22 protein-coding genes are annotated in these 22766 nt (G+C 50.8%); 16 read left to right on the top strand and 6 right to left on the bottom strand.

Going from position 1 to position 22766, the window contains the following annotated elements; translation table 11 throughout:
- Positions 1-463 precede the first annotated feature (463 nt).
- Positions 464-1483, top strand: a complete 1020-nt coding sequence (locus ACO0LN_RS07665) for a ribonuclease T2 family protein (protein ID WP_422972476.1) — start codon at positions 464-466, stop codon at positions 1481-1483.
- A gap of 140 nt (positions 1484-1623) precedes the next feature.
- Positions 1624-1914 (top strand): YciI family protein, encoded by a 291-nt coding sequence (locus ACO0LN_RS07660; RefSeq protein ID WP_422972474.1) that lies wholly within the window; start codon positions 1624-1626, stop codon positions 1912-1914.
- Positions 1915-1974: 60 nt separating this feature from the next.
- Here ACO0LN_RS07660 and ACO0LN_RS07655 read toward each other — a convergent pair whose 3' ends face one another.
- Positions 1975-3750 carry a S41 family peptidase gene (locus tag ACO0LN_RS07655; protein WP_422972472.1) on the bottom strand — a complete coding sequence of 592 codons (1776 nt, stop codon included), beginning with the start codon at positions 3748-3750 and terminating at the stop codon, positions 1975-1977.
- Positions 3751-4020: 270 nt separating this feature from the next.
- Between ACO0LN_RS07655 and ACO0LN_RS07650 the strand changes: the two genes are divergently transcribed.
- From ACO0LN_RS07650 to ACO0LN_RS07630, 5 genes are all read left to right on the top strand, one after another.
- Positions 4021-5526 (top strand): PAS domain-containing protein, encoded by a 1506-nt coding sequence (locus tag ACO0LN_RS07650; protein ID WP_422972470.1) that lies wholly within the window; start codon positions 4021-4023, stop codon positions 5524-5526.
- Between the two features lie 468 nt (positions 5527-5994).
- Positions 5995-6402, top strand: a complete 408-nt coding sequence (locus ACO0LN_RS07645) for a response regulator transcription factor (RefSeq protein WP_422972469.1) — start codon at positions 5995-5997, stop codon at positions 6400-6402.
- A 49-nt stretch (positions 6403-6451) separates the two neighbouring features.
- Complete coding sequence (locus ACO0LN_RS07640) at positions 6452-8134, top strand: methyl-accepting chemotaxis protein (RefSeq protein ID WP_422972467.1); 1683 nt, start codon at positions 6452-6454, stop codon at positions 8132-8134.
- A 152-nt stretch (positions 8135-8286) separates the two neighbouring features.
- Entirely contained in the window at positions 8287-9504 is a 1218-nt protein-coding gene (locus ACO0LN_RS07635; protein ID WP_422972465.1) for a hypothetical protein, read from the top strand.
- A gap of 161 nt (positions 9505-9665) precedes the next feature.
- Positions 9666-10001 carry a hypothetical protein gene (locus ACO0LN_RS07630; protein ID WP_422972463.1) on the top strand — a complete coding sequence of 112 codons (336 nt, stop codon included), beginning with the start codon at positions 9666-9668 and terminating at the stop codon, positions 9999-10001.
- Positions 10002-10071: 70 nt separating this feature from the next.
- On the opposite strand, the gene ACO0LN_RS07625 is transcribed toward ACO0LN_RS07630, so the two are convergent.
- The gene (locus ACO0LN_RS07625) at positions 10072-10971 is read right to left on the bottom strand and encodes a substrate-binding periplasmic protein (protein WP_422972461.1); all 900 of its coding nucleotides are present in this window, start codon (positions 10969-10971) and stop codon (positions 10072-10074) included.
- Positions 10972-11363: 392 nt separating this feature from the next.
- On the opposite strand from ACO0LN_RS07625, the gene ACO0LN_RS07620 reads away from it, so the two are divergent.
- A complete protein-coding gene (locus tag ACO0LN_RS07620) occupies positions 11364-12257 on the top strand; it encodes a lysostaphin resistance A-like protein (protein ID WP_422972460.1) in 894 nt (297 codons plus the stop codon).
- 76 nt (positions 12258-12333) lie between these two features.
- Here ACO0LN_RS07620 and ACO0LN_RS07615 read toward each other — a convergent pair whose 3' ends face one another.
- Complete coding sequence (locus ACO0LN_RS07615; protein WP_422972458.1) at positions 12334-12507, bottom strand: hypothetical protein; 174 nt, start codon at positions 12505-12507, stop codon at positions 12334-12336.
- Positions 12508-12748: 241 nt separating this feature from the next.
- Between ACO0LN_RS07615 and ACO0LN_RS07610 the strand changes: the two genes are divergently transcribed.
- The 4 genes from ACO0LN_RS07610 to ACO0LN_RS07595 all read left to right on the top strand — a co-directional run bounded on the left by ACO0LN_RS07610 (position 12749) and on the right by ACO0LN_RS07595 (position 17010).
- On the top strand, positions 12749-13954 hold the full coding sequence (locus ACO0LN_RS07610) for a basic secretory protein-like protein (RefSeq protein WP_422972456.1): 1206 nt from the start codon (positions 12749-12751) through the stop codon (positions 13952-13954).
- Positions 13955-14121: 167 nt separating this feature from the next.
- Positions 14122-14319, top strand: a complete 198-nt coding sequence (locus ACO0LN_RS07605; RefSeq protein ID WP_422972454.1) for a DUF922 domain-containing protein — start codon at positions 14122-14124, stop codon at positions 14317-14319.
- Positions 14320-14517: 198 nt separating this feature from the next.
- Positions 14518-16068, top strand: coding sequence for a DUF4214 domain-containing protein (locus ACO0LN_RS07600; protein ID WP_422972452.1), 1551 nt, complete (start codon positions 14518-14520; stop codon positions 16066-16068).
- A gap of 135 nt (positions 16069-16203) precedes the next feature.
- Entirely contained in the window at positions 16204-17010 is an 807-nt protein-coding gene (locus ACO0LN_RS07595) for a hypothetical protein (protein ID WP_422972451.1), read from the top strand.
- A 14-nt stretch (positions 17011-17024) separates the two neighbouring features.
- Here ACO0LN_RS07595 and ACO0LN_RS07590 read toward each other — a convergent pair whose 3' ends face one another.
- Positions 17025-17579, bottom strand: coding sequence for a carboxymuconolactone decarboxylase family protein (locus tag ACO0LN_RS07590; protein ID WP_422972450.1), 555 nt, complete (start codon positions 17577-17579; stop codon positions 17025-17027).
- A gap of 138 nt (positions 17580-17717) precedes the next feature.
- Here ACO0LN_RS07590 and ACO0LN_RS07585 point away from each other — a divergent pair, with 138 nt between their 5' ends.
- From ACO0LN_RS07585 to ACO0LN_RS07570, 4 genes are all read left to right on the top strand, one after another.
- Positions 17718-18065, top strand: a complete 348-nt coding sequence (locus ACO0LN_RS07585) for a winged helix-turn-helix transcriptional regulator (protein WP_422972449.1) — start codon at positions 17718-17720, stop codon at positions 18063-18065.
- A gap of 20 nt (positions 18066-18085) precedes the next feature.
- On the top strand, positions 18086-19213 hold the full coding sequence (locus tag ACO0LN_RS07580) for a tetratricopeptide repeat protein (RefSeq protein ID WP_422972447.1): 1128 nt from the start codon (positions 18086-18088) through the stop codon (positions 19211-19213).
- Positions 19214-19235: 22 nt separating this feature from the next.
- Positions 19236-20486, top strand: a complete 1251-nt coding sequence (locus tag ACO0LN_RS07575; protein WP_422972445.1) for a metallophosphoesterase — start codon at positions 19236-19238, stop codon at positions 20484-20486.
- A 183-nt stretch (positions 20487-20669) separates the two neighbouring features.
- Positions 20670-20939, top strand: a complete 270-nt coding sequence (locus tag ACO0LN_RS07570; RefSeq protein ID WP_422972443.1) for a hypothetical protein — start codon at positions 20670-20672, stop codon at positions 20937-20939.
- Positions 20940-21246: 307 nt separating this feature from the next.
- On the opposite strand, the gene ACO0LN_RS07565 is transcribed toward ACO0LN_RS07570, so the two are convergent.
- Both ACO0LN_RS07565 and ACO0LN_RS07560 read right to left on the bottom strand, forming a co-directional pair.
- Complete coding sequence (locus tag ACO0LN_RS07565) at positions 21247-21609, bottom strand: hypothetical protein (RefSeq protein WP_422972442.1); 363 nt, start codon at positions 21607-21609, stop codon at positions 21247-21249.
- Between the two features lies 1 nt (position 21610).
- The gene (locus ACO0LN_RS07560) at positions 21611-22738 is read right to left on the bottom strand and encodes a DegT/DnrJ/EryC1/StrS family aminotransferase (protein ID WP_422972440.1); all 1128 of its coding nucleotides are present in this window, start codon (positions 22736-22738) and stop codon (positions 21611-21613) included.
- Between the last annotated feature and the right edge of the window lie 28 nt (positions 22739-22766).

Below are 22766 nucleotides of genomic sequence, written 5' to 3'. Positions count from 1 at the left end.
GGATGAGATGCGTTTGCCTCATAACGCGGGCTGGCAAGGGTAAAGCAGGGGTTTCGTGCAGCATCCTGCACGCCTGCGTACGATGTGCGCTTACCAGCGCACATGCTTCCTGCAAGGAGACGAGGCAGTCAATAGCTTTGCCTATTGACAACGAGTCGAATTGTTCACACCTTGCAGTCCAGCGCACGTTATGAGGCAAACCCTTCGGGAACTGACGATTTGGGCGCATTGCTGCGTTGCGCCCCTCGCTAAGGCACCAGCCTTAGCAGCGTGTCGCGCCTCGCACTGCATCCCAAATCGTCTTGTTCGCACTCACCCCTATTGATGAAATGAGTTCTAATACTGCGCGTTAAATATTGCTCCATATACTGTGGTTAGACCTGGCTTGATGAAGATACAATAGACGCTAATTTTATGTTACTTGCGCTTTAAGTACATCAACCCTACACCACCGAAAATATAAATGAAGCAACTGACATCACGCGTCATGATCGCGCTTACCTTGCTCGCTGCCGTTGTCTATTCGCACGCCAGCGAACCCGTGAATGGCAGCTTCACCGCCAGCAAATCTTGCGAACTGTACTCGTCTTTCAACAAGCAAAGTAATCCTGGTGCTGTGCATGCCGTGGTCGGCAAGAGCTATGCGGTGAAGGAGATCAACAAGCCGGGTGACTATGCCTGGTTGCGGGTAGATGTGGATGGTGCCAATCCTAATTTGCGCTGGGTGGCGCGGGATTGTGGTACGGCACAGCTGGACCAGGTGCCGCAAGACAATCCGCCAGCGGGCCGGGCCAAGGCTAACCGGGAGGCTGACCGCCAGACCATGTGCAGCACACCGAATCTTGAAGACAGCTATGTACTGGCAATCACCTGGCAGCCCGGCTTTTGCGAACACTTTGCTTATCGCGGCAAGAAGCCTGAGTGTGATGCCATCAATAGCGGCAAGCTGAAAATCAATAACCTGACCCTGCATGGCCTGTGGCCAAATAAAAAAGAATGCGGCATCAATTACGGCAGTTGCTCTACCGAGCCGATGAAGCTGTCTTCAGACACAATAAAACGCATCGCCAAGTGGATGCCGAATTTTCAGTTTGAAAGCAAGTTTGGTGAATACGAATGGAGCAAGCATGGCACTTGCCAGGCACGCGATGCGGATACGTATTTCAAGACTGCAGCGGCAGCCGTCGAGGAAGTCAATAATTCAGCAGTAGGCAAGTTCATTCTTGATCATGCGGGTAAATCGTTCGCGGTGAAAGATTTTTTTGAGATGATCAAGAAACAGGAAGGCGAAAAAATCGCGCAAAACTTCATGCTCAGTTGTGCTGATGGAAAATACCTGCAAGAGATACGCCTGAAATTGCCAACGAATTTTGAGACGGGCAAAGGCCTGGCAAAACTGATTGGCGATGCAGAGGGATTTAACCGTCAGACCGACAAGTGTGACAATGAAATTATTGTCGAAACGAGTGGACGCGGGCGGTGATCATTTTGCAGGATGCACCATGCCCGCCGTTTTCACATACATGAGTATTTGACGATGGTGCGCAGCGCGCACCCTACTACACCACAAACACTTGGCTTCATTTGCTCGAACATACTTTATCCGCAGAAAATTTATCTATCATGTTCGTCATCGAACTCACCTACATTCAGCCCTTGTCCATAGTGGATAATTTTGTCAGCGAACACCGTGCATTTCTTGAACGGCATTATGCGACAGGACAGTTTTTGCTGTCTGGGCGCAAGGAGCCGCGTACGGGTGGGTTTATTCTGGCGAATACGGCAAGCCGGGAAGTACTTGAATTGATCTTGCAGGAAGATCCGTTCCAGCATAAGGGTATTGCACGGTACACAGTGACAGAATTCCTGCCATCCATGGCGGCGGCGGACTTACAAGGTTTGCTGACGAATTGAGCGTATTGCGGGCAGGTGCAGACAAAGCACATGCTGCCTGCATCTGCCCATCAATGCCCCTTATTTACTGAGCACAGCTACCGCCTTGTCCATCACCACATCACGCCCGGCACGTATGTCTGCAACAGTCGGGGCGATTTCTATATCTGGCGCTATGCCCTTGCCGACAAATTCGCGGCCATCTGGAAAGCTGTCATGCTTGACGCAAATGCGGGCGCTGCCACCACCAGGCAATTTAAAGAACATGGGCATCCCCGTGCTGCCAGCAGTAGCACTGCCTATGACGGTACCACGCTGCAAGGTAACGAAAGACATCAAAAAATCTTCTGCGGCTGAGAAGGTTTTTGCGCCAGCCAGCACAACTACCGGGCCTGCATAAACTTCCTTGCGCTCATTCACATACGGTTTGGAAATACCACCACGTACCGTATCAAGCAGGATGACGTCACTTCTGGCACGCATGAAATTACTCTCCTGTCTTTCTGCGCTGTATGCGTAGGGTACGGGTTTTTTGCTTAAAAAACTCAGTATGGCAGCGCCATGCAAACTGGAGCCGCCGCCGTTATTGCGTATATCTAGTATCAATCCTTTGGCCTTCATGATATTGGACATCACGGATTCAAGTTTCTTGACACCAGCATCGCTTTCAAAGTGATCAAGGGCAAGATAGGCGATGTCGCCGGGCAGCATTCTGAAATCAAAAGATGGATCGCCTGGCACGTCCCGGTCTTGCCCGCGAGCGACAACTTCTATCCTTTCTTTACCGGTTGCATCGCGTAAACCAAGGCGTATGCTTTTACTCTGGTCGCCGCTAAACAAGCCATAGCTGTACATGCGCACCGCCTTGTCCTGTGGGGTGCCGCTACTGGCGCGTGGAGCTACATTGTTGAGCGCATACTCGTACACTGGCTGGCCGTCTATGCTGATGATTTCATCACCACGCTGGATTTTTTGGGCAAGCTGCTGGTTCTGCACCTTGGTGACCAGTACGCTTTTGCCAATCAGGGCAGTTGACAGCGCAGGCCGTGAATAAAATACATCTTGCAATTCTTCCGGTGCATAGATATTGGTGTGACCATCTTGCAGCAAAGGTGCCAGTTGCATCATGAGCTGGTAATATTCATGCGTGCTTTTGGTTTGCATGACTTTATCGAGATATTCCAGATATACCTTGTCCCAGTCGAGATCAGGGACATTGTGGAAATTCACAAAGCTGCGTTTAGCCTCTGACCAGAACATCGACAAGCCTGCGACTTTTTCAGCGGTGCTGATTTGCTCTTTGTAGGGCGTTGCCAGAACAGAAGCACGTCCCATTTTTGCGGGCAACTCTATTCGTTTGAGATATGCTTTAAAGCGCGGCTCATCCTTGACGGTGGCAAAGGCTGGCGTAGTCAGATAATTCTTCAAGGCAGGAATCAATACCCAGGTCTGGCTGCTTTCGAGGAAATTCAAAAATGCTTCTTTATTACCAAGCCGTAGCTCCAGCACGGCTGCATCGAGCATGAAATCAAAACGGCGCCCCCTGAAATGCAAAGCATCTGCGCTTAGGTTGAGTGATTCATTACTATCTATCGCCGCCAGAGCGAGTTTAAGTTTGGCCAGAGCTGCCTGCAGGTCTTCTTTGCTGGCATCCGGCTTGGACAAACTGCTGGCCTCGCCCCTGAGCCGGTATATACCATCCATCGCATGTGTTACCGCCTGTGCTGATTCACTGACTCTGGTTTTGATGTCACCTTGCCAGGTAGCGTTATCTGCAGCATTTGAGAGATGAAAGGCCAACAACAGGGGGAACGCAGCCAGCAAGCGTAAAGTCAGTGCAGAGGCGGTATTTTTCACAAAGAATATCTCTTTCACTTAAATGATATCGAAATAGAATTATAAAATGATTCAAATCATTATAAATTGCATCATGGAAATTGCAACTAAGATAATGGTATTGCTCTAAGTAAACCACAATGTGTCTTTTCGTCCTGTTGTAAAGCCCGCAATTCAGACACACTATTTATGCAGAAATTGCTGACAACAAAGTTACAATCCAGACTGCTTTAGCTAAATACGCTTAATTTTTTATTTTGCAAAGTTGCAAAAGTAACCTTACCCTAGCTCATGCAAATCAATTCTGATACAACTCTGCAAGACCCGCTGAATACAACACAAAGTGATCAGCTTGTTGCGCAACATTTGCTTGCGCGGGTGGAGCAGCTTGAGCACGAAAATGCAGCTCTTAAACTTACCCTGCAGTCGCAACAGGCCAAACAGAGTTTTTACGAAGACTTTTTCCAACATTCGCGCACCCCTTGCCTGATCATCGATCCCGCTGGGGAGGTAATGCATGTCAATCTGTCGGCAGCGAGCCTGCTAGGCGCAACACCAGAAAACCTGGAGGGGCAGCAACTACGGACATTTGTCTTTGAAGATCAGGCAGTGCTAGAAACTCAATTGTCTGCACTGACCGCCCCTGGAGAGACATCTACTTGCGAGATAAGGGCTGTAAAGGCTGACCGGGAACTAATCTTGCTGAGATTAGAGATGATCGTCCTGAACTCCAACAGTGAGCAAAGCTGTCTGGGTGTGCAATTGACAGATATAACGCGCCAGCAAGGCAAGCTCATGAGTCAGGCTGAGGGGCAATATTTTGCCAGCGTTGTCGCCGAGAACGTACCGGGCATGGTGGCCTACTGGAATTCGGACTTGCGCTGCACTTATGCCAACCACCATTACCTGAGCTGGTTTGGCCGCACCACTGAACAAATGCAAGGCATACACATGCAGGACTTGCTTGGTCAGGAGCTGTTTTCCAAAAATATCGCCTATATCAAGGCAGTCTTGAAAGGTGTAGATCAACAATTTGAACGTACTCTGGTGAAGGCCAATGGCGATGTTGGCCACACTTGGGCACAATACATCGCTCATACCATTGATGGTATTGTGCAAGGATTCTTTGTGCTGGTGACAGATGTCAGTTTGCTCAAAAAATCGCAAAAAGCACTGTTGGAAAGTGAGGCCAAAAACCGCGCCTTGGTAAGAGCGATTCCTGATCTGATCCTGACTATCCACAGCGATGGCCGCTATCTTGACGTGCATGCCCCGGACCTGGGCGTGTTACTGCAAAGCAAGGAACAAATCCTGCTGCAAAAAGTTGAGGATGTATTGCCGCCCAATCTGGCTAATCAGTATAGGAACGCAATTGACCAGGCACTGAACAAAGGCAGACTGCAAGAATTTCGCTATGACTTGTCAGTACCTGGCAAAGGTGTTTTGCAGTTTGAAGCCAGGGTAGTGCCATGCGATGAGGAGAATGTCATCGCCATCATCCGGGATATTACAGAAACCGAGCGCGAGCGCCGGGCACAAGAATTGCGGCTATCCGAGCGCCTGCAAGTGCGTGAAAACGATTTGCGCGAAATACAGCTGAGCCTGGCCAATCTGGTACAACAATTTAAAATCGAACCCACAAATCGTGTCCAGGCAACTCCTTCCGGTAAAGCGCTGCCTGTCAGCATCAGTAAATCAACTACTGCAGGGATACAAAAAATCCAGCGCGCAGTTGCAAAGACCAAGCCTATGCCCAAGCTTGTCACGGCAAATGAGGGTAGTTGGGAAGAGTTCTGAAGCGGGTAGACAAGATGCGCGCTTTTTTAGAACTCATTTCATAAAGAGGGTGAGATGCGTTTGCCTCATAACGTGGGCTGGCAAGACGGACGAGGCAGTCAATAGCTTTGCCTATTGATAACGAGTCCAACGAAGTCCAGCGCGCGTTATGAGGCAAACCCTTCGGGAACTGACGATTTGGGCGCAATGCGGAGTTGTGCCCCTCGCTAAGGCAGGAGCCTTAGCAGCGGGTCACGCCTTGCACTGCATCCCAAATCGTCTTGTTCGCACTCATCCTATTTATGAAATGAGTTCTAGTTTGAGCAAGTGACGCGATACAGCAAATAGCGAGGGTGTATCGCCTTTAGAGGACTGCAGAAAATTTCTGTAGTCCTTTTTTTTGGGTTTGACACAGCTTAACAAATTCACGCCCCATATTGGACCAAGGTCCAATATCTCAGAACGAAGTAACATCATAAGATAATGCTCATGAGAAACAAATCTACATGGATAGCAGTTATTGATCACGACGCAGCAACGCGGGAGGCGTTAGTCAATCTGTTGGAAACGATGGAGTTAAAGGCGTTGAGTTTTAGCTCTGGTTACCTGTTCATAGCCAGCCTACCCTTTACACAGCCTGACTGCATCATTCTGGATTTGCACATGCCTTATATGTCCGGCTTTACGATCATGTCCAAGCTCGAGCAACTGGCGAAGGAAATTCCAGTGATCGTTTTGACCAGACACGAACTGACAGAGGATTTTAAAAAAACTTGCTTGTCGAATGCCTTTGCAGTTTTACAAAAACCCGTCAGTGATCAAGCTTTGAGCAAGGTAATTAAAATGGCCCTCAATCCCGAAACGCCAAGTTTGCCACGATCCAGGCTCGCAATATGAACGAAATTTAAATCATTATTAAAGACCGGAAATTACCAAGGGGCCTATCATGCGTAACAACTTGCCAGTTACCAATCACGAATACATCATGCAAGACACGGAAACCATCGTTTCCAAAACAGACTTGCAGGGGAATATTACCTACGTCAACGACGACTTTGTTCGTATCAGTGGCTTTAGCGAGCATGAATTGCTTGGTGCACCACAAAACATCGTGCGCCACCCGGACATGCCGGTCGAGGCATTCGCAGATTTTTGGCACACCATCAAAGAAGGCAAATCCTGGACGGGCCTGGTCAAAAATCGTTGCAAGAATGGTGACCATTATTGGGTGGAGGCGCATGCAGCACCGCTGATCAAGGATGGCAAAATGGTGGGGTACACCTCGATACGTGTCAAGCCCAGCCGTGATCAGGTCAGGGCTGCGGACGCAGCCTATCGTGCGATCAAGAATGGTGACAAATCACTGATCATCCGGGAAGGTGCAGCCATCAAACGTAGCGCGTTTTCTTCTCTGGATTTTTTTTCCAGACTAACCATGTCGCAAAAATTAGTCAGTTTCAATGCACTGACAATTCTGCTCATGGGTGCAATCATCTACCTGTCAAATGCGGGGAATATCAAAGCACCTAACCAGAATATGGTCAATCTTCTCGCCTTGGCAATGGTTGGCCTGATTGTGGGTTTCAGCCTTAACTTGCGTCAAAAACTGCTATTCCCTTTGCAGAGCATGATCCAGGATATCCAGACCATGAGTGCAGGCGATTTATCGCAGCATATCAAAACCGAAGGAAGCCAGGAGGTCGTCAATCTGGGGCAAGGCCTGCGTATCTTGCAAACCAACGTAAAATTATTGGTTGGCCAGATACGCCAGACGACCAGCCATCTTACCAATGGTGCAAGCGAGATTGCAGAGGGTAATTCCGATCTGTCTGGCCGCACTGAATCACAGGCAAGCTCACTGGAAGAGACCGCTTCATCCATGGAAGAATTGACCTCCACCGTGAAGCAAAATGCCGACAATTCACATGAAGCGACCCAACTGGTTGCGTCCACCGCAAAAATTGCTGAAAAAGGAGGCCACGCCGTAGCGAAGGTAGTTGAAACCATGGGAGCGATCAAGCATAGCTCATCCAAAATCTCCGACATCATAGGCGTGATCGATGGTATCGCCTTCCAGACAAATATTCTTGCCTTGAATGCCGCAGTTGAAGCCGCACGAGCAGGTGAACAGGGACGTGGATTTGCTGTCGTCGCCAGTGAAGTACGTAATCTGGCGCAGCGTAGCGCTGGTGCTGCCAAGGAAATCAAGACATTGATTCACGACTCGGTTGAGCAAGTCGATATCGGCGACAAGCTAGTAGAAGAAGCAGGCAAGACCATGCATGAAATTGTATCCGGCGTAAAACGCGCTGCAGAAATCATGCATGATATTACCATCGCCAGCCAGGAACAAAGCTCAGGGATAGAACAGGTCAATCAAGCCATTACACAAATGGATGATATTACACAACAAAATGCAGCATTGGTAGAACAGGCTGCAGCCTCGGCGGAAAGCTTGAGGACCCAGGCAATTGGTCTCAGTGAACTGGTAGATGCATTTACACTGGTAAAAAGTAGCGGATTGTCTTCAGCAACAAGGCCCGTCAAAGCGCAGATCAGAGCACTCAAAGCTGTCGATAAGCAAATTCCTGGTGCAAGGCAACCGAAGCTCATTGCCAATCAAAACTGAAATCCGCGGCAAAGCTTGCCTCGCCAGGACAAGTGCCACAAATACTGCGAACACAAATCCCGTCGTTGACGTTATCATACGGAAAAAGCCTTGCAGCAAAGATGCAGGGCATCACTGGATTTACGATAACCACACAGCAGGCCGGGAGATTCATGGGATTCTTCGATTTATTCAAGTCCAAACCATCGACGCACAAATTTGCCCAGATCGTCATCAAGTATGCCCGCAACCAGGGCATCGCCCAGACCATGCATTTTGATGAGGCGGAGTTCCGTCTGGTGGTTGGTGAAAATGGCTCGCACATCCTGAACCTGCACAATGCCTACCGTGATTATTGTGCTGCGGCCAAAAGCCAGCGCGACCATGTGCTGCTGAAATACACCGCAGGCCTGCAAGTAAATGGCATACCCGACGATTTTGCCAGTGCCAGCAAACATCTGATGCCCAGCCTCAAACCCTGCGGCCAGGGTGAATACCTGCGCCTGACTTCGCTGATACAGGACAAGCCCATGTCTTATCAGCAGGCTGCCCTGCCCTTTGGCGACGATGCCATGCTGATGCTGGCCTACGATACCGAGCATTCAATGGCACTGGTCAATCAGAGTAATTATGAAAGCTGGAACATCAGCCTGGAAGATGCCTTGAAAGTGGCGCTGGATAATTTGCGCGACCGCACTGAAGACAAGTTTGTCAATCTTGGTGAAGGTGTCGTCGCCGGGGTGTGGGAAGATGCCTATGACTCTTCACGCATACTCTTGCCTGACCTGATTTACCGCGCCGGTTGCGGGAGTGACCCGGTATTGATGGTACCCACCCGTGGCATGTTATTGCTCTGCAATGCCAATTCCAGCACCTCGCAATTAGCGATGCTGGAGCATGCACAATCCTGCATGGAACAGGAAGGCCGGGTAGTCTCAGCCGGCATGTACAAACTCAGGGATGGCAAGGCCGTCAGCTATCTACCCGAGAATGCCGATGTACTTGATCGCCTGAAGAACTTGCAGACCGCGCAAAGAGCAGAAGACTATAGTTCGCAAAAAGAATTGCTCGAAGCCCTGCATGACAAGACCCAGGAAGATATTTTTGTCGCCAGCTATACCGTACTCAAGAACAATGATACCGACAAGCTGACTTCACTCTCAACCTGGACCCAGGGCGTAGTATCGCTGCTGCCCAAAACCGACCTGGTCGCCATGGTCATCCCCGGCAACCAGGAGGGTGAATACACCAGCAAGATCCTCAGTTGGGATGACTTGTGCAGCACGGCGGGTGAACTCATGCAAAAGACGGAAGCTTATCCAGAACGCTATCTGGTGACAGAGTTCCCGGCGCAAGACAAGCTGGATGCGGCGACGGAATCGACTTTGTAAGATAGCACACAAGCGTTTTATGGATCATGGCAATTTGCAGGGTGCAGGGTGCATAGTGCGCATCGATAGATTTGCCATGTAGCGATAAACGGTGCGCACGGCGCCCCCTGGCCTATGTAATTTAACCAGCTTTCATATTTCACTTTTGCTGAAGTTCCTCTATGAAAATGTATATCCTCGTCAAAGAAGACGTTCCTCTTGGCTTTGCAATGGTGGCGGTGGCCCATGCATCCCTGGCGGGCTATCTGCGCTTTCAGGATACCCCGGAAGTCAAAGCATGGCTGGCCGGGCCATTTTTTAAGGCGGTATGCCGTGTCAATGCCAAAGAATTTGAGAATGCCAAACTGGTTGAAGATCATGTAGTGCTGACAGAATCTGCACTTGATAACCGGGAAGTTGCGATTGTGTTCAAGCCGCGTGAAGAATGGCCTAAGATGTTCAGGTTTTTGAAGTTGTACCGTGATTTGCCTGCACAAGAAAATTTGGATAAACCTTGACAGGTGCGCACGGCGCACCCTACCCCAATTTTTCAGCAGCAAGAATCGCGTTGAAACGCAGTCGGTCTTCTCAAGGTTTAAACCACAATTCCGGCCTGTTCAAAGGCATTTTCTCCGGGTTCAGCAAAGGGTTGCGCAAGCTGATGATGGTGCGGGATTTGAGGTTGATGTTTTTGATCGTGGCTTGCTGGTAGCGCTGGAATATTTTTTCAAAGCTGCCATTTTTGATCATTTCTTCCAGGCCGTTCTGTATGTCTTCTGCCATTTTTGGTTCGCGCGGGCTGACAAAGAAGTACAGGGCAGCTGGATAATACAGAGCGATATGCTTGTCGATGACCAGTTTTTGACCTGGGCGGCCATCAAGCTCAACCTGTACTTCAAAGACAGACCGCGGGAAATAATCAAAGCGGCCCGCCTTGAGCATATTAAACAGGGGTTCGTAGGATGCCGAGGTTTTTAGCGGCAGGCCATTGCTTTTCAATATAGGGCCATCGGGCCAATCCAGCTCTTGCCCGGCAGTGAAGGCGGCCAGGTCCTTGAGGTTTTTGACATTCTTGAAGATATTCGTATTAGCTTCTGTCAGCAGAGCAATGCGCCAGCCTATCAGACCCTTGTCTATGGGGATACGGATGGGAATCAGCTGCGCCTCCCTCTCATCTGTGGTCATGGTCCAGAGAATATCGACATTCCCCCTCGCCGAACTGAGCTCATAGATGCCACGCGCCTGTTGCATGGGCGCCTCGCTGGCTTGCAACTGATAAGGCTGGCCACTGGCCTTGATCGCTTGTCTTAACAGTTCCAGCACATAGTCGCTATGCGGATCAAACTGCGCTGACAGGCGTGGATAACGTATCAGCTTGCCCGCGTTGCTGCTGACATTACTGGAATTGCTGGCAACATCACTGGCGTGCGCAGGGTACAAGCAGCCCACGGTCATCCATAGCAGTGTCAGCAGTCTGAGTAATTTCATCTGATGTCCTGGATAAATAGATTTTCGGCAGCGCCTGTGCATCATTAAAGTGTAATGCCCACTGCCCTGTCTGTGTCAGGAATCCGCCAGCGAAGTGCAACTTAATCCTTAGTATTGGCAGGAAGCAGACAAAATACAGGGATTTGCAGTAAAGGGCATGTCTGCCGCGGGATAGCAGGCTGGCGGAATATCAATCCGGGACTTGCTTTTTATCGCCGTATTTTCCCATTCAATCCCCGCTTTTTACACTTTGTCTTATCCTTGATGTAAATAGTTTGTCACCTGTTTATAGTGCCAGCCAGTCATCCATGAGCTTATTGCTGGGCATTGCCTGCCATTGCTGGGCGTGGCTGACGCAGACTATACTCACAACAAAATCCATGGGGATATTTATGACCACAGCAGAAATCAACGCCAGTCTTGGTAAGCCAGTCTGGCATCAAAAACTTTTGCAATTTACTATCGTCAAATTCCTGCTGGCGGTACTCATCGTCGGTGGCGTGCAATTTGTTTCCCGCAAGGCCATGTCACATTTCCTGGGCGGGCCTGACTGGGTAGTATTTCGCAATATCACAGCCATGCTGCTGGGCTGGCTGAGCTATGCTTTCTATGTACGCATCATAGAAAAGCGCAAGGCGACTGAGCTGGCCTTATTTTCTGCCTGGAAAGAATGGCTGATCGGACTGGTGCTGGGTGCCATGCTGTTTGTGCTGGTGCTGGGCAGTTTGTCCTTGCTGGGCGTGTTTCATGTCGATGGCTACAATGACCCCAGGCTGATGCTCAAATACCTGCCCATTTTTGTCGTGGTGGCGGTCATGGAAGAGCTGTTTTTCCGCGCCATGATCTTTCGCATGATGGAAGAATCCCTGGGCAGTGCCGTTGCCATCCTGATCTCTGCCCTGGCCTTTGGCTTTGCCCATGCGTCCAACCCGGGTGCCACTGTCTTCAGTTCAATTGCGATTGCACTGGAAGCGGGTATCGCATTCGGCGCAGCCTATATGCTGACACGTCGCCTGGCCCTGTGTATCGCCATGCATTTCTCCTGGAATTTTACCCAGGGTGCGGTGTTTTCTGTCGCAGTATCCGGCACAGACAGCAAGGGCTGGCTGCAAACCCATATGACAGGTTCTGAATGGCTCAGCGGTGGTGCTTTTGGGGCGGAAGCTTCAGTGCTCGCGGTTTTTCTGGCGACCTTGATGGGTGTGGTATTCCTGTACCTGGCCCGGAAGAAGGGTGAAGTCAAATCAGGCTTCTGGAAAAAACCGCGCCAACTTGCGGCGGCATGATATCTACTTTGCCGAGTCTGCAAAATCAGCTCCAGCCTGGCCATGCGCTTTTAAAAGATGGTGCGCATGGCGCAACCTACTGTTCTAGATAGTTTTGCATCCCGGTCATTTCATCCTGCAGCCAGTGGATGAAATGACCGACCTTGGCGGTTGCGCTGCTGGCGGTGACGATGCGATAGCAATAGCGCGAACTCAGTCCTGCTAGTGCAGCAAATGCAGACGATATGGCTATAATTTTATGCAAAGTCATGTGGATTACCCAGCCGGCCATAGCTTTGCGGAACAGGTATCCGGCTCTCCTGCTTATGTCGTGCTTATGTCCTGCTTATCTCCTGCTTACCAGACGGTAACACTCAAATACTGTGCTTGCGGATTGATATTATGCAGTGTGGGTATGCTCTGGTATCAATGAAATAAAAGATAACACAAAGGCACTGCGCTGATTTTTTCTTATAGAATGCTGGCATATTCAACAACTCTTGAATGCCCCCATGCGAACTTCCCTGATTCTCACAGCGATGGCAACCAGCATCAACCTGTTGATCACTTTGCCCGCTATCGCCAGTGTATCAGGCAAGTTGCCTGCACAGCTGCAACTGACCCGCATAGCCACCGACAAATGGCGTGCAGACTATCGCTTTAGCGAAGCGATTTCCCGGTTCAGCATGCCTGCTGCTGGCGACTACCGCAGCACTGCCTGGAAGCCGCTGACAAGCGGCGTGCACTATCAGGCGGAGCCATCTGCCCAGCCTGATCAGCCGATGGACAGTTATATCTTGGCGCAGCCTACGCGCCAGCTCAGTTTTGAAATCACCTCTTATAACGACTTTGCACCAAAAAACTATGCGCCGAATAATCGCTACAGCAATGGTGGTGCGGGTATCTATATGGGATTTTTTGACGGTGATGTGCAAGAAGGCGACAAGACACGCGGCATGAATTTGACCGTCAACTATCAAGGCCTGCCTGGCGAGACTGTCATACCCCCACCAAGCTTCGCCGATGCAGAACGCAGCTTGCGTGCCTATGCTTATTTCGGGCCGCAAAAACCCGTCCTTGCAGGCGCGGCCAAACTGGTGCTGGACCCGGCTACACCTGAATGGCTGGCCAGACTTATTCTCGACACCACCAGCACCATGTCAGCCTATTTTTCCAGCACCTACCAACGCCCTCTCTTGCGTGAACTGGTCTTGATGATTTCTGTGACGGATACCAGCACTGCCGGGTTTTCCATGAAGGGCGGTGCCACCAACGGGCAAATCACTTTCCGCCTCAGCGGCAAGGCCATGCTCAATGAACATCCTGCGATACAACAGCTAGTGCAAAAGTTGGTCGCCCATGAAATGGCCCATATCTGGCAAGAAAATGTCAGCCAGGGCGGTATAGGTGAAGCATCCGCCTGGATACATGAGGGCGGTGCCGAAGCCATGGCTGTTGATGCCCTGCAAAAAACAGGAACATGGACAGTCACAGAGGTCAGCAATTACCAGCAAACTGCAATAGCTAATTGCAAGAAGGTCGCGGCCCAGGCCGACAATTACCAGTATGCGTATGCATGTGGCCTGCAAAAATTCATGGCCCTGAACACCGATATCCCTTTGCTGTGGCGCAAGCTGATCACAGAAACTGAAAGAACCGGACGCACTTACGATGAGTCTATGTTCAATGATGTCAGCAAACATCTGCATCGGTCATGAAAAAAGGCACCAATCGGGTTAAAGAGAGTATATGCAGAAAAGAAATTTGTGCATGTCAGTCCTGCTGTTTGTGAGTTGCGCACTCAGTGCCGAAGTCACAGAGAGCCTGAGCTACAAGTTTTATCCCGTTAGCCATACTGCGGGCAGTTCCCTGATACAGGCCGTCAATGCAGCAAGCAACATCAGGGCAGGATGCTGCCAGGAGAATAGAGCAAAGCCTGTTGCAATATCCCGCTCAGGCAACTTGTGAGCAGTTACGTGTAGCCCTGAACCAGCGCTACAACGCTTTGTTGGCAGAGTACGTGTTGCTGGATCGCGCATACGATTACAAACCCAGCACGGCAAAACCCAGGGAGCAGATCTGACTGGGCGCTGAACATAAATAGTTCATGATTGAGTATCAGAAAAGTATCTGACTGACATGCATCAATAACAATGAATGATAAAATTCCTACAATAAAAATAATGCATCCACGATGTGCATGACATTCACTTCAAATTTGCATGAAATTTGCATTGCGGCGCATGCCATCGTCTCATAAAACGTTGAAGGAGTTTTTTACATGGCTGTAGTAACGATCACGCAAAGCATAGAAGCCGGCAAGTTAGTTATTAAATTGTATTCAGATGGATTGGCAGCGACCAATTCAGTCAACCTGAAATTTTCATATACCGCATCACAGCTTTCGCTGAAGGATGCGTCATTCAGTGGCACTTCCAGCACCTCGCTGTCCAGCACTATCGTCGGTAGCGCAGGCAACGCAGAAATCAACGGGCAATTTACCGGCGTCAGCGGCAGCCAACCATTCGCCACCCTGGTTTTTACTGGCACAGGTAGTGGAAATTTTGACCTGGACTTTTCCAGTCTGAGAATCAATGGTGCTCAAGCCAGCTTCATTGATCCACCAGCTTATGCATTTTCACTTACCAATACAGCGGGGTCTCTGAATATCAGCCTCAATGAAGACTCCTCCTATATGGATACTTATGATCCATTCAAATCAGGTTTTGGGACCAAATTGCAAGTCATGAGTGATCCCAAACATGGCAAGATTCTTCTCAGCAATGGCTTTTCATTTCAAACTTACACCTATGTACCTGACGCAAACTATTATGGTACAGACACCTTCAGTATCCAGGCCAGGGATGGCATAGACACACAAACCGCTGTCGTCACGGCGACCATCAAGCCTGTCAATGATCCTCCTGTCGGCACAGTGACTGTCAACGGCGAAAAAGTCGTCGGTGGACAGGTCAGCGCAACCAGCAGCATTACCGATGTTGATGGCATGGGGACCGTACAGTATTCATGGCAAAAAAGTAGCGACGGAACAAGCTGGGGCGATATTGCCGGAGCCAAGTCTGCCACGCTGACGCTGGCCAGCGACCTGGCCGGTTTGGCAGTCCGTGCAGTGGCCAACTATACAGATATGGCAGGCACAGCAGAAAGCGTCGTCAGCAGGCTCTATCTCGTCAATGCCAGCACTCCACCAAAAGTTGTCACCGGCACTGCTGCCAATGATATTTTACAAAACAGCCATGACGGCGAAATGGTCGATGGTGGCAATGGCCTTGACACCTTTGTCTATGCAGCACTGCGTAGTGACTACACCATCACCAAAACTGCAAACGGGTTCAGCGTTCTGGACAAGCTGGGCATAGATGCAAGTGACACCCTGAACAATATCGAGCGCATCCAGTTCTCGGACAGGAATGTAGCACTGGACATCAATGGTACTGCCGGCCAGGCTTATCGCCTGTACCAGGCAGCATTTGGACGCAAACCCGACCTCGAAGGTCTGGGCTACTGGATCAAGGACATGGACAAGGGCTCTAGCCTGACCACGGTAGCGGCTGGTTTTTTTCAGTCGGCAGAGTTTCAAAAACTGTTTGGCAGCAACCCCAGTACCACGACATTGATCACCAATTTTTACCAGAATGTCTTGCACCGTGCACCGGATCAGGCTGGCTTTGATTACTGGAATGAACAGATCAGCAAAGGACAGATTACTGCCGCCGGAGCACTGGCCAGTTTTTGCGAGAGTACAGAGAATCAGGCGCAGGTCATAGGATCAATCCAGAATGGTATAGATTACAAGGTGTGGGTGGGGTAAGCCACGTATGCTGGCATGGTGGTATGGTGATATGCTCTGGCCGAGTTCATCCGGGTGAGCAAGGGCCTGCCAGCATGCTTTGTATATGACTGCTGCTCCTTGTGATCCATTTTCACCTTATTTTTTTCGTTTCATATGAATGCCATCACCCACCAGCAAGCCCTCGACAAACTGGCCGCCCATCAATTGGTGCAGGTCATAGAAGATGATGTCGCCAGCCTGACGTCAACTGCCATGAGCTATGCCAAACATGATCAGCAACTGACCGTGGCTGGCTATGTGTTGCCCAAACTGCTGGCGCGCTGGAATTGTGTGCTCAACGCCAGTGACGATGAAGCCACGCCCTTATACAGAGACAAGACTGTCCTGGCACTGGCGCTGCTCTTGCACAAGCACGGCATGACCGAGGCAGCCATTACCGTGTGTGCATTGCAGGCCATAGACAACTTGAATGCAGCAGTGGCACTCAGCGATGCTTTTTTCAGAAATACCGATGCCATCAAAGCCTTGCTGAACAGCCCTGCCCAGTCTTTGAAAAAGCGGCCATCGACGAGAGACAACCTGACCTTCCTGCGGGCGCAGGATGTCATTGCCATCCAGCTTGAACAATACTATTACGCTGCTTATGTGCATGAGATCAATGGCTTTAATGAATACCCCGTCATCGAGTTTTACCGGGCGCGCTTTGAACACAGGCCGGACATGGTCGCCTTACAGGGATGCACAGCGCAAGGTGAGACCTATAATGATGGCAAGACACGCATTTCATTGCATGCAGTCTGTGGCATGCGCCATGTGCCTGACCCGGCTAACCAGTTCCACCTGATTGCCACGGGCATTACTGACAAACCTGACCAGATCCACCTGGTTGCGTCGGTAGGCCTGTACGCAATGTGTGACTTGTTCAGGCTACAGGCCATGATGCGAAAAACCGGTAACTGATTCAGAATGCCGGCTTACTGGTATTGCGCAAAACGCGCGGCAAAAGTCTCCAGCTCTATTCTTGCGGCATTGGTGACGAAGGACACGGTGTGATAACTGCCCACCAGGCTGGTGATTTCGAGTAGCTGCGCCTGGCTGAAATGCTGCTCCAGCTTTGCCCATAATGCATCAGCAATGCTTGATGTTTCATGCAATTCATCGACGGCTTTGAGCAATAGCAATTCGCTGGCTGACAAGGCGCTTGATGCTGGCGCATCGCTGAGCGTGGCGGCAATGTCTTCCTTACTCAAGCCTGCTCTGGCGGCAAACAGGGTGACATGTACACCCCATTCATATTCCGAACCGCAACGGGCACAGGTGCGCAGGATGATCAGTTCGCGCTCCCGCAAGGATATGTCGCCCTTGTCCAGCAGATTGCCTGCAAACATACGCAGCAAGACACGCTTGTTATGCGCCTGGGTACGGAATAGCGTCAAGGGCGGCATGCCGGGTGGCATGATGCGGGCAAAAGCCTGCTCTACGTCGATATCATAAGGTGGCTCCAGCGGGGCAATTCTTGGCATGCTCATCGTCTTCTCCTGAAAAAAATCGCAATGAAATAAGGGTCAATGCCAACAAGGCATCGCCCGGTGTTAAAATTCACAAACCGCTACGCTATCAGTAGCAAACAGCATACCGCTACATTTAATGTAGCGCAAGGAAAAAATATGACGACACCAAAACCAGGGCTGGCAGTACGGGGATCGCAGACTGGTCGCCCCATCATGGCCTTACTGGATTTGCTGGGCCGCCGCTGGACTTTGCGCATGATCTGGGAATTGCGGGGCGAGCCACTGAGCTTCAGGGAACTGCGTGATCGCTGCGACGCCATGTCGCCCACTGTGCTCAACCAGCGCCTGCGCGAACTGCGCGAAACCCGCATCGTCGAGATGGGTGCTGGTGGCGGTTACAGCCTAAGCCCCTCAGGCTTGAACCTGGTCAAGGCAATGCTGCCCTTGCTGGCCTGGTCAGAAGAATGGCAGCAGATGCTGGACGATAACCTGGAGCAGTGCTGATTTCACCTGCACAGAGCAAGATGAATTACACTAACACCCTCAATAGCAAAACTGAGCCGTGCGCCTGCCAGCCTGTCTCATCATCCATGTACAAATCCACACTCATTACTACCCTGCTCTGCTCTCTGCTCTCAGCCCATGCTCTGACTGCCAATGCTAATGCCATTGCCACAGCAGTCACCGCACCAGCCAAACCTGCTGCCACAGCCGCACCGGATGTCGGCGCAGCCGCCTTCAGAGAGGGTAATTTTGCCCTGGCCTTCCAGGACTGGAGCACCCGGGCAGCAAGCGGCGAAGCCGCTGCCCAGCATAATCTGGGCACCCTGTACCTGAGCGGCAAAGGGCCAGACAAGGATGAAGCCAAGGCCATGGAATGGTTTGGCAAGGCCGCTGCTTCTGGCTATGCCAGTTCACAATTCAATCTGGCAGAAGGCTATCGCCTTGGCATAGGTGTAGAAAAAGACATGGCACAAGCCATCTCCTGGTATCAAAAAGCTGCTGCGCAAGGTCTGGCCAGCGCCCAGGTCACCCTGGGCATTTGCCATGAAATGGGCCTGGGTGTACCCAAGGATATGGAGCAGGCCAACAAGTTGTACCGGGCCGCCGCCGACCAGCATGATGCAGAAGCCCAGTTCCGCCTGGCGCGCATTTTTGCGCTGGGCCTGGGTACCGAGGTCAACCAGCGCGTCGCCAATATCTATGCGGCGCAGGCAGCCGGGCAGGGCCACCCCCAGGCACAGACCTATCTGGCTACCCAGTACGTGTCCGGTGCCAGCATGCCACGCGATGTCAATCTGGCCATCCACCTGCTGGCACAGGCTGCCCGCCAGGGTCACGCCCGTGCATTTGCCTGGCTGGGCAATATCTATAGCGAAGGCAATGGCATTGCCGCCGACCTGCCCCGCGCCTACCTGTATTTCTCTATCGCCGACAGGCTCGATACCGCCAAGGAAATGCAGGACATGCCCAACAAACAAAAACTGGGCCTGGCCTTCCGCCTGAAGACAGAAGAAATACAGCAAGCCATGACACTGGCCAGTGAATGGAAGCTCGGCAATCTGCCACCGAGGCTGGTCTTGCCGGTCTTGAACACGAATCAAGCCAAGCCCGAGATTTATCGGGGTGAAGTTTATTATCTAAAAAACTAAGCAAAAATTTTCCAGATAGATCATGCCAGCATCAGCATCACTATTTCGCCTTCGCTCGTTCAATTCATTCAATTCATTCGTATTGCGCAGTAGCGTTGCCGCCCTCGCCAGTGCCTTAATGCTGAGTACGGCGCTGGCGCAAAATGCTACGCCAGTGCCTTCATCGGCTGCGGCTGCGGCATCTACGGAATCTGCGGTATCAACGTCCGCAACACCGGTCAGCGGCATCAATGATGGCCCGTATGCGTTTTACCAGTCGCCCACACAGCCAGACAAGGGGGGGCTGGATGTCAGTTGGATATGCAATGACCAATTGCAAAAGCAAAGTTTTACCAGCTCTGCCAACATCAGCCTGCCCGCAGCTTGCGGTTATCCGCAGGCATTGACGATACGTCCCGCAGAAACCGCCTTTCCTGCGACCATCAAATTCAAGACCGACAAGCTCGCCGCCATCAGTGACATCCACGGCCAGTTTGACCTCATGCTCAAACTCTTGCAGGCCAATGGCATCATCAACCAGGACTGGCAATGGACATATGGCAAAGGCCATCTCGTCATCACCGGTGATGTGCTTGACCGTGGCCCCAAGGTCACTGAAGCCCTGTGGCTGCTATATGCACTTGAGGCACAGGCCAGCGCCGCCGGTGGTGGCGTGCACCTGCTGCTGGGTAATCATGAAGCTATCTCCATGGCAGGCGACGTGCGTTACCTGAATAAAAAATATGCTGCCGTCGCCCAGCACCTGAATGTCAGTTATCAGCAAATGTTTGACAACAGCAGCGTGCTCGGCCGCTGGTTGCGCAGCAAACCTGTGATCGTGCAGGTCAATGACATGCTCTTTATGCATGGCGGCCTGCATCCCGATCATCAAAACCTCAACATGAGCCTGCAGCAAATCAATGAAAAATACCGCAGCACACTGGGTTTGAGCAAAGCGCAGGTCAAGACGGATGACGTACTGAGCTGGCTGTACGGCAGCATAGGGCCGCTCTGGTACCGTGGCTATTTCAATGCGCCCAAATTACCCCTTGCCGACCTTGATAAGATGCTGCAGCAACTCAAGCTCGAACGCATCGTCGTTGGCCACACCACCATGGACGGTGTGTATTCCCATTATCAGGGCAAAGTCATCTCTATAGATTCCGGCATCAAGGGCGGCGTCAAGGGTGAAATGCTGTTCTGGGAAAAAGGCCAGCTCAGCAAGGCAGGCGTGGATGGGCAAAAAGTCGCAGTGCCGGATGCGCCGGAGAAGCGCAAGGATGCGGGCGATTGAATTTACATAGCAAAAAAATTTCCAAGTCAAAGCAATACTCTTGACGTAGGGCGTATTGTAATGCGCCGCATGTTTGCCAGGTCAGCAGGTAACCCTTATTTCTCGACCCCATGCAGCCTATTACGCAGTGTATTGCAAGAATAGCGCAAACAAGCTACGTGCTTACCATCACCTAAGAAAATCATGGAATTCAAAGATATAGATACTGGCGACAAGTTAGTCCAATTCCTTGAAAACTGGATAGCTTTTGATGGCGATGGCTATGATTACGATATTAATGGTTTGCTCTCAATATTGCGTGCATGCCTAAGGAATCTCAGCAAACATTCTATAGAAGCAGATTTTGACGATCTGGATGATGTATTTGATGAGCCTGAAATTCAAATTTTAATAAAACTGCTCAACGGTACAAAGCGAAGCAGTTTTGACTACCATACAAAATTAGATCAATAAATTAACGATGAATCCATGGCCATTTAGCGACCCGTCAAATATAGCGGTTATCGCGAACAAGAACTTCTTCACAGGTGACAACTGGATTGCCTATGTCTCGCACGATGAGGATGATGGTGGCTGGCAATTCCATGGGCCAGAATCCCATCCTTCCGAGTCTGATATGGTCTTAGTTAGCCTGGCAAGCATAGCGGAGCATGATCCCAATGTTTGTGCTTTGGCGGACTTGCCATTGGGCTGGCGTGCATGGAGAGATACAAAAGAATCAATTTGGCAGCGAGCACCTGTAAGTTAAGAGACTATAAATTTAAAGCGGAAAATCATCCAAATAGGCACGCAAATCGTCAAGGAAAAATCCTGGCGCACCAAGAGCGAGCCAATTTTCAAATTCAACCGGATGAGCGAACCATAGTTTCCCATTAATTTCTGTTAATGGTGAAACCGCGTTACCAAACCTTGACAAAAAATCCAAATGGAATGAGGCGTAATTCCATGCAAGTAATTCCGCATCACTCATGTGCGGATATGGATCAGCTCCACTATATTTTGAAATATTGCCCATCAGTTCATACAAGGCAATGTATCGTTCAGACTTCATCATTTGACGCAACAACGCTATTTTGATGGAGTCATCAGAGTCTGGCGCAGCAAGGCTTTCGCTAAATTGCATCTCATTTTTCCATCAATATTTTTTTCACCGCCGCACAAATCTCATCCACATCCCCCACCGTCAAACCCACATGCAAAGGCAGGGTCACAGTCTCGCGGGCGATGCGTTCTGCATTGGGGAACATACCATCGCCATAGCCAAAACTCTTGCCCACGGTAGTAGTGTGGCAGGCTTCATAGGAAACACCTGTGCCTATACCTGCATCATGCAGCGCCGCACGGAAGCTGCTGCGGGTGTGGCCAAAGTTTTCGTAAGGGATGAGCACGCAAAACATATTCCAGGTCTGGTCTGGCTGGCCCTGCGGTGGCAGCACGACACCAGGTATCTGCGGGAAGCTGGCGAAATAGCGATCTGCCAGCACCTGGCGCTGGGCCATGAAGTCGTCGAACTGTGTCAGTTGATGCAGGCCTATCACGGCTGATACGTCCGACATATTGAACTTACCGCTGGCCTCTACCACATCACGGGTCTGGTCTGGCAGCTTGGTGATCCCGTGAAAGCGCAGCACATCTACCCGCTGCGCTTCTGTCTCATCGTTAACCACAATCGCACCACCTTCTATGGTCGTCATGTTTTTGTTTGGATGGAAGCTGAAGATGGCGATGTCGCCAAATGAGCCTACGGGTTTACCCTTCCACTTCGAACCCTGCACCAGTGCTGCATCTTCTATGACCCGCAGTTTGTACTTCTTCGCCAGTGCATACAGCGCATCCATATCACCAAGCGCACCGGGGAAATGGGTAGGCATGATGGCTTTGGTTTTGGGCGTGATGGCGGCTTCGACCTGGGCCAGGTCAATGGCGCGGGTGATCAGGTCACAATCGACAAATACGGGCTTGGCACCGCATTTGACAATCATGTTCATGGCCGAGAAAAAAGTCTGGGCAGACGTAATGACTTCATCGCCTTCACCTATATTGCACAGTGCCAGCGCCACCTCCATCGCACCTGTGGCCGAGGTCAGCAACCTGGTGGGGCGATGTCCAAAAGTTGCTGATAGCGCCTGTTCCAGTTCACCGACCCTGGGGCCAGTCGTAATCCAGTTGGAACGTAGCACATCCACCACGGCCTGTATGCTGGCTTCTGATAATTGTGGCTGGGCGAATTTGCGGTATGCGGATGAGGTCATGGCGAAAATTGTAGGCTGAAAATGAAAG

This window comes from Undibacterium sp. TC9W, assembly GCF_049339865.1.
GTDB lineage: Bacteria > Pseudomonadota > Gammaproteobacteria > Burkholderiales > Burkholderiaceae_D > Undibacterium.
Note: the sequence above shows the minus strand (reverse complement) of the source record. Positions and strands in the feature narration are given on the sequence as shown.